The following is a 14,962-nucleotide window of genomic DNA, read 5'->3' as shown; positions in this document are numbered from 1 at the left end:
ATCAGTCATTCCCTCTCGAAGCGACAAGGCTGCCGCTGCTGGCGTGCACGGGTCGTCGAAGTGGCGCCGGTCGGCGGATCGCCGTCGGCACCGGATGGTCGTCGTGGTTGCGCATCGCCTGGGTGCAGACCGCCAGACCCACCATGAACCAGACGAGTACCTGGTACTGCGTGATCATCGCGACGCTGAGGAACGCGGGCAGCTGTGCCACGACGGCGACCGTCGGTGCCGTGGCCTGCCTGCTGACGAGCAGGTACACGCCGCCGAGCAACATGGCGCACATGATGAGGAGCGGGATCAGCCCGTAGGTCAGCCCGAGCAGGATGAGGGCGCTGTCGATCGACCGAAACTGCCCGACGTAGTGCGTGCCGTTCGCCGACACGTACATGTCCGGAGACTTGCCGACCAACGCGATCCGCGGAATCAACGAGGTGAGCGAGAGCCGGTAGTCCGCGCTGTTGGAGGCCTCGGTGCCGGCCTTGGCGTAGGTACCCGTGACCAGAGGAGCGGCGCAGATCGCGACCACGACCAGGACCGCAAGGACCAGCCCTCGGAGTCTCGGGCTCAGTCCCTCGCGACCGAACAGCGCCATCAGGGCGACCGCCAGCGCCGCGCTGACCATCCCTGCGCGGCTGAAGGTCGCCACCTCCGCGGCGAGCATGGCCAACACCATCAGAGCCCGGGTTCGCAAGCTGAACCGGGAGGCAATCACCAGCGGTATGACGAGTGCGATGGATGCGCCGAGCGCGATGGAGTGACCGAACGCCCCCTCGGCCCGCAGCACCCCGCCACGTTCCTGCAGCGTCCCCCAGGTCTGGTAGAGGGCGTTGTTCAGGCGGATCCCGACGAACGGGTTCCAGGAGAAGGCGAACTCGATCACCGCACCGACCGCGACGACGGTGAAGAGGGCTGCGGCGCAGCGATACAACCAGTCCACCCCGGTGCGCAGCACCATGGTGCGGCCGAGGAGGTAGGCGGGGCCCCAGTAGGTGAGCAGGATCATGGTCGAGGACCGGTCGTTGAGACCGAACAGGTACGGCGCGATGGCGAAGAGGAAGAATCCGATCATCATCCAGTCGCCGATCCCGAAGTCCTTCGGCACGGTGGGGAACGCCGCGAGCACCAGCAGGATGCTCAGGATGGTGGCGGCCGGGAACGAGTACTTGAGCGTCACCTGCACCCAGCACGGCACGAAGCAGATGACGACGAACCACAGCCCGGCCGCGGCGCGCGGTCGGGTCCGCGCCGCCAGGAGGACGACGAGCAGCACACCGAGTGCCGGGAACAGCAGGGACAGCCGTTCGGGCGACATCTTCGCGCTGAGCGCGCTGAACCCGGCCAGGGCGGTCATCGCGCGTACTCCTCGAACGCCATGCCCCAGGCACCGGTCGCGAACCCGGCGCCGCGCATGATCAGTCGCGCCCCGCGCGCACGATCGCGCAGCGAACGCCGGAGGACACCGCGCGCGAACTGTCCGGCACCGGCGAGGACACGGCCCGCACCGGTCACCCCGAGTGTGATGCGCATCGCCGTGCGCCGGGTGCCGGCCGGCGTCAGATGCACGTCGATGAGCGCCTGGGTGTTGCCGTGGCTCCAGGCTCGGCTGAGCACCCACCGCCGGGTCAGCCGCTCGGCCGGGATCAGGTCCTTCGCCACCGACTCGTCGCACCAGACGAGTTGCAGTCCCTGGGTCACCATCCGGCGGGTCATCAGCGTGTCCTCGCCCCCGGTCAGACCGAACGGCTCGTCGAAACCGATGCCGGTGGGCTCGAGCTGCTTCAGGTCCAGCAGCAGGTTGCCGGCGGCCGCCGCGGGACGGCGGGTCCCCGTGGGCATCGTCTTCCGGACGAAGAACCCGCCGGCCTCGATCCACGGCGCGGGCGTCACCTGGTACGCCGGGACGACGCGCCCCACGACACCGGCCGCGCCGGTCTGCTCCCACACCAGCAACAGGCTGTCGAGCCAGCCCGGCAGCGGTTCCTCGTCGTCGTCGATGAAGACGAGCAGGTCATGACCCGCCGCCTCCCGCAGCGCGCGATTCCGCGCGGCTGCGATGCCGGGCACGCTCTCGATCACGTACCGGACGCCCGGTGCACCGTCGGCCACGGCAGCCCGGCCGCTGCCGTCCGGGTCGTTGTCGACGACGAGCACCTGCGATCGCAGACGAGGGGAGCCGCCGTAGCGGCCCCAGGTCACGTGCTCGACCTGTTCGCAGATCTTGGCGAGGTTGGCGGCGAGCAGCTCGGGTCGTCGGTAGGTCAGCACCGCGATGACGACGCTGAGCGGCGGCACAGGGTGCCGCGCGGCCGCCTGGTCGGGCATCATCGCGCGTCGCGGGACGCATCGCGGGCCACGGCGTCTGCGCGACGGTCGCGCTGAGCGGCGCGGTAGAGATCGGCGTGCAGGTCGGCGACCCGGGTCCAGTCGCGCAGGGTCAGGTCCGGGCGGGCGCGCGGGGGCGCGGCGCGCAGCGCATCGATCGCGCCGGACAGCGCGTCGGACGTCAGATCGCCGTCGTACAACTGGACCCAGCCCGGCCCCACCTCGTCGCGCAGCCACCGATTGACCACGTTGTCCTGCATCAGCACCGGGCGGTCGAGCGAGAGGGCGGCGATGGCGCTGCCGGAGTTGTGCATCTCGGTGTGCGGCAGCACGACGAGCTCCGCACGGCCGACATGGGCCACGAGCGCCGCGGTGTCCAGGAAGTCGAAGCTTATGGTGATGCGGCGATCACCGTCGGCCGTCCTGACGAGATCGTCGGCGAGCGACCGGCTCGACGGTTTCCCGGCGACGCTGAGGGTGAGATCTGCCCGGTCGGACGCGCGGAAGGCCTCCACCAGGGTGTCGACGCCCTTGTAGCGACGGATCATCCCGAAGAACGCGAGCCTCCCCCGGACGATCTCCGGCTCAGGGAACCCGGCGAACCACGGTCGGTAGTGCCCGTGCACCACCAGCTGCACGGGGTGGTCGGACCCGACCCGCGTGAACGGGTTGAGCGTGATCCGGCCGGTCGTACGACGTTCGAGATCTGCCAGCATCCACTGTTCGAATCTGCTGATCCCCGACGGTCCTTCCACGTTGTGCACGGTGCGCACGACCGCAGTGCCGACGAGCCGCCACTTCACCAGCAGGGCGCCGAAGAGCAGCCGTCGCAGCACGGTCTTCGGCAGATCCCGTCGTACGACGAGGCTCTCAGGCCAGTGCGCGTGGAAGACGTCGTGCCGGTGGAGCAGCGCCTCGCGCCAAGAGAACATCCGCAGGTCGATGGCCGGGTGCGCGGCGAGCGCATCGGCCAGCATCACGTTGTAGGGGTTGGTCGTGGGCAGCGGGCGCGGCACGGACTGCAGCACGACGAGCGGCTTCGGGCGGGAGCCACCGCCTGTGGAGGCGTTCCGGCGCTTGCCGGGGCTCAGCACACCGTCCCGGACACCCCGAGCGGCGGAGAGCACCGGATTCACCGAGTGCAACAACTGCCGTCGACCCCCGTGCAGCACGACCCCCCACGCGTAGCGCGGAGCCGTGACCTGCCAGCGCATCCGCTGAATGGTCGGGAGGTGCGTACGGCAGAAGAGCAGCCGGCCCCGCACCATGTAGTAGTAGTAGGCGTCCGACTTCGCCCGTGCGGTGCGCGTGTGTTGGGTGCCTCCCTGATCGTGCGTCGCCACGGCGTCGCCGACCACCTCGAGCCGCCCACCGGCCTGCTGCACGCGGTAGGACAGATCGATGTCCTCCCAGTAGAGGAAGTAGCGCTCGTCGAACCCGCCGACCAACTCCCAGAGCGTCCTGCTGACGAGCAGGCAGGCACCGCTCAGCCAGCGGGTCTCCTGCGGCCCCGACGGGTCGCCCCGTCGGACGGCACCCGTCGCCAGGTCGACGACGGACCCGGCGAACCAGGTGCGGCCCTCCGGTGTCCGGATGGTCGGCGCCACCAGCCGCCACGGATCAGCAGTCGCCTCCTCCCGTAGCCGGGCGAGACTCGCACGGCTGATCGCCGCATCGGGGTTGAGCATCAGCACCTGCTTGGCGCCGCGGGAGAACGCCTCGTACGCGCCCCGGTTGACGCCGGCCCCGAACCCTCGGTTCTCCGTCTCGGCGACGACGGTCCAGCCGTACTGCTCGCCGAGTCGTCGCACGGCCCGTTGTTCGTCGTGCGTCGTGAAGTTGTCCACGACCACCACGTCGAGCTCCGGCTCTTCGAGGTGCAACGGGACGAGGTTGCGCTCCAGCAACGCGTGCGAGCCGTAGTTGACGACGACGACCGCACAGCGGGGCAGACCCGCGCACGCGGCTCCAGAGCTGCCCCGCAACGGCCTCTTGTCGATGACCGTCACGGCTTGCTCCACCTGGAGACTGCGTGCAGCTTCGCGGCGTTCGCCTTCGTGACCAGCTGGAGGCGCTGCGTCGGAACACCCTTGGCCATCGCCTTCATCTGCTGGGCGTTCAGGGTGGTCGCGTCGTACACCCGCAGGGTGTCGAAGGACAGGGTGACGGGGAGCGTCGTCGCGGTCCCGGAGAGGAAGGACCCGAGGCCGACCCCGCCGCGCACCTGCAACGCCGCCGTCGCATCGGTCGTCTGCACCTGCCAGGTGGCCGGTTCGGTGGTGCCGGATGCCCAGACCTTCGCCTGCAGCGTCGTCGGACTGGTGCCCGTGGCGTCGAACCGGACGTTGAGCATCGTGCCGGGCGTGTACGTCAGACCGCTGATCGTCTGGAGCGGAACGGCTGCCACCTCGGTGGTCCCGTCCATCCGGCTGATCGCAAGACCGACCTTCCCGTCGCTGCGCAGCCACACCTTCGCGCGGTAGTCACCGACCCCGGTCACCCGTCGACCGACGACGTAGACGTACATGCCGCCACCGGTGGGCGCGCTGTCCATCGAGAACTGCACGCGCACATCGGAGTTCGATGAGCTGATGCCGTTCGCCCAGGCCATCGAGCTGCCGCCCGCCTTGGCCGTGGCCAACAGGCCCACATTGCCGTTGACCGACAGGCCCGAGCCGGACGTCGTCCAGGCGCCCCCGGAGTCCAGCGATCCCCAGCCGCTCGCGACGGTCCGTTGGAAGTCGTCGGATGCGAGGGTCACCGGTGCCGGCTGGGACACCGTCACCGGGTGCGAGACCGAGTTGGTCGCGCCCTGGTTGTCGGTCACCGTCAGCGTCACGTTGTATGTGCCGGCTGCGGCGTACACGTGGCTGGGCTTGGCACCCGTACCAGCGGTCGTGCCGTCGCCGTAGTTCCACGAATACGACGCCACCGTCCCGTCCGGATCGGACGAACCCGACCCGTCGAAGGACCCCGTCAGGTTGCTCACCGAGGACGTGAACGCAGCAACCGGAGGCTGATTCACCGGTGCGGTAACCGTGATGCTGTGCGAGACCGAGTTCGTCGCGCCCTGGTTGTCGGTGACAGTCAACGTCACGTTGTATGTGCCGGCCGCGGCATAGACGTGGCTGGGCTTCGCACCCGTACCAGCGGCAGTGCCGTCACCGTAGTTCCACGCGTATGACGCGACCGTCCCGTCCGGATCGGTCGAACCCGACCCGTCGAAGGACCCGGTCAGGTTGCTCGCCGAGGACGTGAACGCAGCAACCGGAGGCTGGTTCACCGGTGCCGTGACCGTGATGTTGTGCGACACCGAGTTGGTGGCGCCCTGGTTGTCGGTCACCGTCAACGTCACCGTGTAGGTCCCCGCCGCGGCATACACGTGGCTCGGCTGCACGCCGGACCCCGCGGTGCTGCCGTCACCGTAGTTCCACGAGTACGACGCCACCGTCCCATCGGGATCGGTCGAACCCGACCCGTCGAAGGACCCCGTCAGGTTGCTTGCCGAGGACGTGAACGCAGCAACCGGAGGCTGATTCACCGGTGGTGCCGTCACCGTGATGTTGTGCGACACCGAGTTGGTCGCGCCCTGGTTGTCGGTCACCGTGAGCGTCACGGTGTACGTGCCGGCTGCGGTGTACGCGTGCGTCGGGCTGACCCCGGACCCCGCTGTCGTGCCGTCACCGTAGTTCCACGAGTACGACGCGACCGTCCCGTCCGGATCGGTCGAACCCGACCCGTCGAACGATCCGGTCAAGTTGCTCGCCGAGGACGTGAACGCGGCAACCGGAGACTGATTCACCGGCGGTGCCGTGACCGTGATGTTGTGCGACACCGAGTTGGTGGCGCCCTGGTTGTCGGTCACCGTCAACGTCACGGTGTACGTGCCGGCTGCGGTGTAGGCGTGCGTCGGGCTGACCCCGGACCCCGCGGTCGTGCCGTCGCCGTAGTTCCACGAGTACGACGCCACCGTCCCGTCCGGATCGGTCGAACCCGACCCGTCGAACGACCCCGTCAGGTTGCTCGCCGAGGATGTGAACGCAGCAACCGGAGACTGATTCGGGAGGGTGCCACCCCCCGCGAGGTAGTGCGCCTGAACGGTGCTGGCGCTGAGCTCGGTCGAGTAGACCGCCGCTTCGTCGATGGTTCCGGCGAAGTAGTTGCTGTCGGCCCACGAACTGTCGCCACCCACGCGCCAGTAGCCCGTGTAGGGCTGCGCCTGGGTCTGCGACCCACTGGCGACGCCCTGCCCGTCGACATAGAGGGTCATGCCGTCCGGGCCCTGGGTGGCGACCATGTGGTGCCACTTGCCGTCGTTGTAGGAGTTGGGCGAGGTGATGACGTTGGCCTGGCCGGTCCACACACCGAAGTTCAGCCTGCCGTCGGCAGTCATGTAGACGTGGCGGTCGTAGTTGCTGCTGTTCCCGCTCTGCTGATCACCGAAACCGATGAGTTTGCCACCGGACGTGGTCGTCGTGTTGAACCACAGCTCTTCGGAGTACACCGACGGGCCGCTGACCGGGTCAGCGGAGCCGATGGTCCCGTCCGTGCCGTTGAAGGTCACAGCGGTGCCCTGAGCTCCGAGCGCGCCCGGCTGGCCCAGCGTCGTGCCACCGGAGTAGGCACCGGTCTCCCCGTTGCGGCTCGCGTCGGCGGCAGTCGATCCGCTCGTGTCGTCCAGTCTCCAAAAGAGATCCGGATTCGAGTTGTAGACGGCCTTGCCGTAGGCGTCCGTCGGCGCCGAGGGACCGGTGAGAGTGCCACCGCCATCGGTGAAGTGCGTCTGAACCTGCGCCAGGCTGAGTGCGGTCGGGTAGATGGCGACGTCGCCGATCGTCCCCGCGAAGTAGTTGCTGCTCGGCTGGTTGTACCAACTGCCCAGGTTGTCGCCGCCGATCTTCCAGTAACCGCTGTAGGGCTGCCCGGAGGTGGCGTTCGTGTTGGCGCCGACCTTCTTCCCGTCGACATACAACGCCATGCCGGCCGTGGGGTCGAGAGAGGCGACGATGTGGTGCCAGGTGCCGTCGTTGTAGGTCTTGGGACTCTGGACGACCTGCACCGAACCGGGGTAGACCCCCCAGATGACGTGCCCGGCGTTGTCCATGTAGATGTGCCGGTCGTAGCTACCGCTGTTCCCGGTGTTGGAATCGCCGTATCCGACGATCTTGCCTCCACTGGTGGTCGTCGTCTTGATCCACGCCTCCACACTCAGGGCCGGGGTCACCGGCACCGTGGAGTTCGTCGCGACGAACCCGTTGGAGCTTCCGCCGAACGTCGTGGCCGTCGTGGGGTCGCCAGTGATCGGCCCGCTCGCCCCGCGAGTGACATCGGACTGGGCCGTCGCGTCGTTGAACCCGGCGTTGTCGTAGACCGTGCTGCCGCTCGGCTCGCCCAGGGTCCAGAAGTCCCCGGCACCGTCGTTCACGACGTCCTGGTCGTACTTGCTCGTCGCACCACTGGCCGGCGTGACCGAGTTGGTCGTCGGCAACGTGTAGGTATTACCGGACGAGTCCGACGCGGTGATCTTGTAGGTATAGGCAGTCCCGCCGGTGAGGCCGGTGTCGCGGTATCCCATCTGTGGGCAGTTCCAGTACTCGTTGCTCTGCGTCGTCGTGTAGATCGGCGCGGACGTGCCCGACCGGTAGACCTTGTAGGTCAGGTTCGCGTTGTCCGGATCCGTCGCTGCCTGCCACGAGACCCGCGCCGATCCCCCGCCGACGGCCAGGGCGGACGGGGCCGGAGCGGCGTAACACGCCGCGGGGCCCATCTTGTTCGGAGCCTTGCTCTTCACGGCGAATCGGGTCAGGCCGTACTGCGCCTTGCCGTTGACCGCGGGGAACTCCCCGCCGATCGCCAGGTAGTCGCCGTTGCCGGTGATCGACCACCCGGACTGCTTCTGCTTCGTGTAGGAGCCGAAGAGGAAGTTGGGGTACCAGGTCAGCAGCTTGCTGTACTGGTACGCGCTGTAGTTCCACCCGTACTGGTCAGGTCCCCGGTCGTTCTGTCCGGAGGACGTCGTCGAGAACGCCAGTGCGTGCTTCTGGTTGATGCTCCAGTCGCTGAGCTGGGTCAGCCCGCCGATCATCTCGCAGTTGTGCACGTGGCTGACCGTGTAGAGCGCCCCGTTCATGGGGTAGGTGTTGTAGGTGTCGCCCTGGCAGTCGTTGAGCCAGTTGATCGACCCGTCCGCAGGGTTGAGCGAGAACTCGCCTTCGAACGACGCGCCGCTACCGAACGCGAAGCCCGATCCGTAGATGGACGTGCCGTCCGTACTGAGGCCCATGATGGCGCCGTTCAGCGCGTCCGGGATCTTCGTGGAGGCAGCCCACGGGACCAGGCTCCCGCTGACCGGGTCGACTGCCGCCAGCCCGTCGGTCTCCTGGCCGTTGAGGTACTGGAACTGACCGCCGATCACGACCTTGGACTGGTCGGGGGTCATGATCATCGTCCAGACGTAGTTGCCGTCGCTCTTCGGCGCCCACGGCAGCAGCGCGCCGTTGCTGGCGTTGAACGCCGCGAGCCGGGCACGCGGGGCTCCACTTGCGGAGGCGAACTGTCCACCGGCGTAGACGGTCGAGTTCGTCGCGGTGATCGCCTTGATCGTCTGGTCGGTGCTCGGGTGGAACGACGCGTTGAGCGCACCGGTGGCGACGTCGAACGCCGCGATGTGCGCGCGTGCCTGACCGTCGACGGTCGTGAAGTCACCGCCGACGTAGATGCGTGAGTTGTCGGGAGACTTCGTGATGACCAGTGCCTGGGCGTTGAGGATGTGGTTGAACGAGGTGATCAGGTTGCCCGTGGTGATGTCGTAGGCGATCAGGTTGCCCACGTTGACCGATCCGGCTCCCCCCACCGGCACGCCCGGCGGACGCGCCTGCGAGAACTCGCCGGCGGCGTACACGGTGTTGCCGATCGTGACCTGGCTCCACACCACGCCGTTGATCTGCCAGGTCGGCAGGGCGTCGTCGCTCACGGTCGCCGGGGTGCCCGCCGGCGGATCCGTGTCGGCCCTCGCGGGCGTCGCACCCGAGACGATCACCATGCCGAAGGTGAGCAGCACCATCGCGATCGTCATCGCGATCAAGCGAGTCAACCGCTGCGACAGGGCGGTTCGGAAGGCGGTCATCGTTGCTCCTGGGCAATGCGTTCGGGCGCCCGTCGAATGAACGGGGGTCATGGGGTGGGCCGTGTTGATGCGGGAGACGGTGGGGCGAGGACGACGCACGGTCACGTGACCTTTCCTCGGAACATCGCGAGCTCATGGATCCCGTCGAGGTCGACGGTCATCGTGACGTTGCCCAGGTCCGCTGTGGGCACCGAGAATCCGTAGACGGCGTTCGCGGATCTGCCGGGCTGGACCGTGCTGGCGAAGTCGACCGAGTTCTTGTCGTAGACGAGGTGAGCGACCCGAGCCGGTGAGCCGTAACTGACGGTCACGATCACCGCATCGAAGGACAGGGCCTTCTTGGTGCCGTTGGTCAGCGTGACGTGGAAGTCGGTCACCGTCCGGCCGGAGAACACGCCCGGCCCCTGACCGGTGACCTGGCCCTGGGTCATCCTGGCGATCGTCAGCCGCAAGCCGTCCGCGTACGTGATCGGCTCGGTGAAGGGCTTGGCGCCACCTCTCGCGGGGATGTTCGGCGCCGCTGCCCTGCCGGCGCGCTTGACCGCCCTGACCGACGTCGAGGCGAGCGGATCGCTCGGGATGGCGGTGCTCGCACCCTTCGGCAGCTTCTGCTGGGTGGACGTCTGCGACCCGTCGGCGCCCGGGCCCAGCGTCGGGGTCGACGTCAGCCCGGCGGCGGAGTTGGGCACGGCGGACGCTGTCGCCCCCGGCGTTCCGGCCACGGCGGCATGCGGGGAGCTCCCGCATCCCGTCACGGCGGCACCGAGCGCCACGCACGCGCCCGCGATCAGCAGCCCTTTACCGCCCCGGACGGAGTGCAAGTGAGTTGTGAATGCCATCAGTAGGCTCCCGTTCCACGAATGACGGCACGTGTCGTGCGCCAGAGGATCTGCAGGTCGAGGAACATCGACCAGTTGTCGACGTACCGAAGGTCCAGTCGGAGCGACTCGTCCCATGGCAGGTCGCTGCGCCCGCTCACCTGCCAGAGCCCGGTCAACCCCGGCTTGACCCGGAGCCGGCGGACCGCGTCGGCGCCGTAGCCGTCGACCTCGGACCGCAGTGGCGGACGAGGACCCACGATCGACATGTCGCCGTGCAGGACGTTCATCAGCTGCGGCAACTCATCGAGCGAGTAGCGGCGGAGCATCTTGCCGATCGGCGTGATCCGCGGATCGTCGTGACGCTTGAAGAGGACACCGTTGCCGTCGTCGGCATCGCCGCGGACCGTCGCCAGTTGGATCTCGGCGTTCGGCACCATCGAGCGGAACTTCAGCATCGTGAAGTCGTTCCCGTCGATCCCGACCCGCGTCTGCCGGAAGAACACCTCGCCGCCGTCCCGGAACTTGATGAACAGGGCGACGAGGAGGAAGAGGGGTGCCAGCACAACCACCAGCAACCCTCCGACCACCCGATCGAAGGCCGTCTTGGTCACGGCATTGAGACCGTGCAGTGCTGGTCGTTCGATGTGCAGCAACGAGAGATTCGCAGCCGGCCGGATCGACATGCGCGGTCCGGTCACTTCAACCACTCCCGGAGACACGATCAGCTCGATGCCGCGGTCGTCCAATTCCCAGGAGAGGCGACGCAGTTCGGTTCCGTTCAGGTCGGAGGGGCTGGCCACCACGACGACGTCGGCGCCGTGCTTGCGCGCGACCTGGACCGTGTCGTGCACGGACCCTTCCCGCGGGACGCCGCCGACCGAGTCGATGTTGTCCGTGCTGCAGATCGCCACGGGACGAATGCCGTGCACCGTCTCCCGGTGCAGATCGGCCACGAGGTCCCGCACGGCGTGGTCGCGACCGGCCACCACGGCTCGCTGACACGCGAGCCCCCGCAACCTGGCGCGGTGCAGCTGCCTGCGCAGCGCGAACCGCGCCACGAGCGAACCACCCAACAGCGTCGGGAAGTAGACGAGGACGAAGAAGCGGGACAGGTAGGGACGGTCGACGTAGATCGCGTAGGACACGAACGCCGACACCGCCAGCAGTCGGATCGCCGCGGAGATCAAGGCGCGGTACTCCTCGGGTCCGACCCCCAGGTAGCGACGCTCGTAGCCGTGGCACACCGTCACCGTCCCGGCCCAGGCGAACGGGCTCAGAACGAGGAGCGCCAGGTACGGGAACGGGATCGGGTCGCGCAGCGGCACCGCGCCGGAGACCACCACGGCAGCCGCCCCGCACACCGATGCGCAGAACACGTCCGCGAGCACCGCCGCGAGCAGATACGGCCGCATCCAGTCATGCGTGCGCCGACGCTCACGACGAACAGGCAGTGCGGCGCCGGCACCCCAGGACTCGATGGCGGGCACCCGATCCACCGCTTCGGGCTGTCGAACGGGAGGATGCACGACACCCGAATCTGCGACGTCGGTCATGAGCCCTCCCCTCTGGTGGTCCGAACGTGTGGTGATACCAGCCGTTACGGCTGGTCAAGTTCGGATGAGCATTCCACCAACGACCCGATGGGAAGGCAGCTCTGCTATGCTCCGCGGCCCGCCGCAATATGTCGTGTTTGGCAGGCCCCAACGCACTCGCGTGTGGTATGCCCGCGGTCGACGTCGCGACCCCTGCCTGCTCCTACGCTGCGCTTCGGCGCAGGTTCAGCTGGTCCACCAGGTCACGGTCGCCGCCAGACCGTCATCCAACGACTCGGGGGCTACGTCCGGAAACAGTTGCAGCAGAGTGTCGTTCGCGGCACGGGAGTGCTTGACGTCGCCGACCCGGCCGGGCACGTGCTCCACCTGCGGGTGCGTGCCGGCAGCGCGCCCGATGGCCGACACCAGGTCGTTGATCGAGGTCTGCGTGCTGTAGGCGAGGTTGACCGGCTCGGGGTGCCAGACCCCGCGCTCGACCGCTGACAGCAGCACCCGGCACGCGGTCGCGACGAAGAGGAAGTCGCGGGTCTGCTCCCCGTCGCCCTCGATGCGCAACGGGCGCCCGGCCAGCGTCGCGTCGAGGAAGGCAGGGATCACCGCGGCGTACGCGTGGTCGGCCCGCTGGCCCGGCCCGTAGACGTTGAACGGACGGAAGACCAGCGTCTGCAGGCCGTAGGACTGTTGCGCCGCGAGCAGGTACTGCTCACCGCTCAGCTTGCTCACGCCGTACGGCGACATGGGCCGCACCCAGTCGCGCTCGCCGATCGGGGTGGCCGGGTTCGCGCCGTACACCGCGGAGGAGGAGAAGAAGACCACGTGCCGTACGTCGGCGGCGCGCGCCGCCTCGATCAACCCGACGGTGCCGGTCACATTGACCTCGTTGCAGCGCACCGGATCCCGGACGCTGGAGGGCACGCTGCCGATCGCCCCGAGGTGCACGACGTGCTCGACGCCGGCGACCGCGCGGGCCAGCACCTCGGGGTCGGTCAGCGATCCAATGACCACCTCGGCGTCGACGTCGCCGAGGTTGTCACGCAGGCCCGTCGACAGGTCGTCGAGCACCCGCACCGTGTGCCCCGCGGCGAGCGCGGTCCGGGTGAAGTTCGAGCCGATGAATCCCGCTCCCCCGGTGACCAGGATCGTTGTCAACGGCTCAGCCGGTCATGGCCTTCTGCAGGTTCTCGTCGATCGCGCCGAGGAACTCCTGCGTGGTCAGGTAGGGCTGGTCCTTGCCGATCAGCAGCGCCAGGTCCTTGGTCATCTTGCCTTCCTCGACGGTCTCGATGCAGACCCGCTCGAGGGTGTCGGCGAAGGCGGTGACCTGCGGCGTGCCGTCCATCTTGCCGCGGTAGGAGATGCCGCGGGTCCAGGCGAAGATCGACGCGATCGGGTTGGTCGACGTCGGCTTGCCCTGCTGGTGCTGGCGGTAGTGCCGGGTGACCGTGCCGTGCGCGGCCTCCGCCTCGACGGTCTTGCCGTCGGGGGTCATCAGCACCGAGGTCATCAGGCCGAGCGAGCCGAATCCCTGCGCCACCGTGTCGGACTGAACATCACCGTCGTAGTTCTTGCAGGCCCACAGGTAACCGCCCTCCCACTTGAGGGACGCCGCGACCATGTCGTCGATCAGCCGGTGCTCGTAGGTGATGCCCAGCTCGTCGAACTTCGCCTTGAACTCGTTGTCGAAGATGCGCTGGAAGATGTCCTTGAACTGGCCGTCGTACGCCTTGAGGATCGTGTTCTTGGTCGACAGGTAGACGGGCACCTTGCGGTCCAGGCCGTAGGTGAGCGAGGCGCGCGCGAAGTCCTCGATCGACTTGTTGTAGTTGAACATCCCCATCGCGACGCCGCCGTCGTCGCCGTACTTGGCGACCTCGTACGTCTGCTCCTTGCCGCCACCCTCGGGGGTGAAGGTGATGGTCACGGTGCCCGCGCCGGGGACCTTGAAGTTCTGCGCCTTGTACTGGTCGCCGTGGGCGTGGCGGCCGATGATGATCGGCTTGGTCCAGCCCGGGACCAGTCGCGGGATGTTGCTGATGATGATCGGCTCACGGAAGATCACGCCGCCGAGGATGTTGCGGATCGTGCCGTTCGGGCTGCGCCACATCTCCTTCAGGCCGAACTCCTCGACGCGCGCCTCGTCGGGCGTGATGGTCGCGCACTTCACGCCGACGCCGTACTGCTTGACGGCGTTGGCCGAGTCGACGGTCACCTGGTCGTTCGTCGCGTCGCGGTTCTCGATGCCCAGGTCGTAGTACTTCAGGTCCACGTCCAGATAGGGATGGATCAGCCGGTCCTTGATGAACTGCCAGATGATGCGCGTCATCTCATCACCGTCGAGTTCGACGATGGGGTTCTTGACCTTGATCTTCTCCATGCGGGCGGTAGCTCCTCGAGGGACGGTGTGTCGTCGGGCGGCCCGTCGCGGATGGGAACTGGGCCGCCCTGCGAGAGTATCGCGGGGCGGCCCGTTGGCCGGAATCGGTGGGCCGGGTCGCGTGCTCAGCCGATGGTGTTGATCGAGTCCGCCTCGATGGTGAGGGTGATCCGCTCCTGGTCCGCGCCGCCGTACGACGCGTACGACCGGCCGGTGTATCGCTGCGACAGCGCCTCGATCTGGTCGGCCGCACCGTCGGTGCTCATCGCGATCACCCGGCCGCGCACCTCGAAGTAGCGCCGGGGCTCCTGCGGGTCGATCACCGCCACGGCCACCCGCGGATCCCGCTCGACGTTGCGGACCTTCTGGAAGCCCACCACGGTGTTGATCAGGACATGCTCACCGTCGGTGTCGACCCAGGTTTGGGTGATCTGCGGGCCGCCATCCGACATGAGCGTGGTCACGAAGCACGGGCTCGGCGCACTCAGCAGCTCGAGCAGTGGGGTAGGCAGATCCATGGTCGACTCCTCGGCAGCTGGGTTCGTCATCCCGAGCCTAGGCACGAGCGGAGCCTGCCGTCTCGACGCGTTTCGGCCCGCTCGGCCCCAAACGACGGCGACCCACGCCGCGCGCACCTCGTTTTGGCCCGCTCGGCCCCGAACGACGGTGACCCACGCCGCGCGCACCTCGTTTCGGCCCGCTCGACCCCGAACGACGGCAACCCACGCCGCGCGCACCTCGTTTCGGCCCGCTCGACCCCGAAGTA

General features: G+C 68.1%; 9 protein-coding genes. All 9 read right to left on the bottom strand.

From position 1 onward, the window contains the following. Nucleotide 1: 1 nt before the first annotated feature. The gene (locus J4030_RS17030; RefSeq protein ID WP_208050432.1) at nucleotides 2–1,351 is read right to left on the bottom strand and encodes a hypothetical protein; all 1,350 of its coding nucleotides are present in this window, start codon (nucleotides 1,349–1,351) and stop codon (nucleotides 2–4) included. Further along, complete coding sequence (locus J4030_RS17025) at nucleotides 1,348–2,325, bottom strand: glycosyltransferase family 2 protein (protein ID WP_243763546.1); 978 nt, start codon at nucleotides 2,323–2,325, stop codon at nucleotides 1,348–1,350. Before J4030_RS17025 ends, J4030_RS17030 begins: the two co-directional genes overlap by 4 nt. Then, nucleotides 2,322–4,331: a glycosyltransferase gene (locus J4030_RS17020; RefSeq protein ID WP_307864760.1), complete on the bottom strand. Its 2,010-nt coding sequence runs from the start codon at nucleotides 4,329–4,331 to the stop codon at nucleotides 2,322–2,324. The genes J4030_RS17025 and J4030_RS17020 overlap by 4 nt, the downstream gene beginning before the upstream one ends. After that, entirely contained in the window at nucleotides 4,328–9,448 is a 5,121-nt protein-coding gene (locus J4030_RS17015) for a PKD domain-containing protein (protein WP_208050431.1), read from the bottom strand. Before J4030_RS17015 ends, J4030_RS17020 begins: the two co-directional genes overlap by 4 nt. A 101-nt stretch (nucleotides 9,449–9,549) precedes the next feature. After that, nucleotides 9,550–10,287 carry a hypothetical protein gene (locus tag J4030_RS17010; RefSeq protein ID WP_208050430.1) on the bottom strand — a complete coding sequence of 246 codons (738 nt, stop codon included), beginning with the start codon at nucleotides 10,285–10,287 and terminating at the stop codon, nucleotides 9,550–9,552. Then, nucleotides 10,287–11,822, bottom strand: a complete 1,536-nt coding sequence (locus J4030_RS17005; protein ID WP_243763545.1) for a sugar transferase — start codon at nucleotides 11,820–11,822, stop codon at nucleotides 10,287–10,289. Before J4030_RS17005 ends, J4030_RS17010 begins: the two co-directional genes overlap by 1 nt. Before the next feature lie 225 nt (nucleotides 11,823–12,047). Beyond that, entirely contained in the window at nucleotides 12,048–12,971 is a 924-nt protein-coding gene (locus tag J4030_RS17000; RefSeq protein ID WP_243763544.1) for an NAD-dependent epimerase/dehydratase family protein, read from the bottom strand. Nucleotides 12,972–12,975: 4 nt separating this feature from the next. Then, nucleotides 12,976–14,196 carry an NADP-dependent isocitrate dehydrogenase gene (locus J4030_RS16995; RefSeq protein WP_208050429.1) on the bottom strand — a complete coding sequence of 407 codons (1,221 nt, stop codon included), beginning with the start codon at nucleotides 14,194–14,196 and terminating at the stop codon, nucleotides 12,976–12,978. A gap of 125 nt (nucleotides 14,197–14,321) precedes the next feature. Further along, nucleotides 14,322–14,714, bottom strand: a complete 393-nt coding sequence (locus J4030_RS16990; RefSeq protein WP_208050428.1) for a PPOX class F420-dependent oxidoreductase — start codon at nucleotides 14,712–14,714, stop codon at nucleotides 14,322–14,324. Nucleotides 14,715–14,962 lie beyond the last annotated feature (248 nt).

Origin of the sequence: Allobranchiibius sp. CTAmp26, from assembly GCF_017565405.1 — a bacterium.
GTDB lineage: Bacteria > Actinomycetota > Actinomycetes > Actinomycetales > Dermatophilaceae > Allobranchiibius.
Note: the sequence above shows the minus strand (reverse complement) of the source record. Positions and strands in the feature narration are given on the sequence as shown.

Bases quoted from the DNA above. Each gene is read 5' to 3' on its own strand.
- J4030_RS17030 (WP_208050432.1), bottom strand. From the start codon at position 1,351: ATGACCGCCCTGGCCGGGTTCAGCGCGCTCAGCGCGAAGATGTCGCCC.
- J4030_RS17025 (WP_243763546.1), bottom strand. From the start codon at position 2,325: ATGATGCCCGACCAGGCGGCCGCGCGGCACCCTGTGCCGCCGCTCAGC.
- J4030_RS17015 (WP_208050431.1), bottom strand. From the start codon at position 9,448: ATGACCGCCTTCCGAACCGCCCTGTCGCAGCGGTTGACTCGCTTGATC.
- J4030_RS17010 (WP_208050430.1), bottom strand. From the start codon at position 10,287: ATGGCATTCACAACTCACTTGCACTCCGTCCGGGGCGGTAAAGGGCTG.
- J4030_RS17005 (WP_243763545.1), bottom strand. From the start codon at position 11,822: ATGACCGACGTCGCAGATTCGGGTGTCGTGCATCCTCCCGTTCGACAG.
- J4030_RS16995 (WP_208050429.1), bottom strand. From the start codon at position 14,196: ATGGAGAAGATCAAGGTCAAGAACCCCATCGTCGAACTCGACGGTGAT.
- J4030_RS16990 (WP_208050428.1), bottom strand. From the start codon at position 14,714: ATGGATCTGCCTACCCCACTGCTCGAGCTGCTGAGTGCGCCGAGCCCG.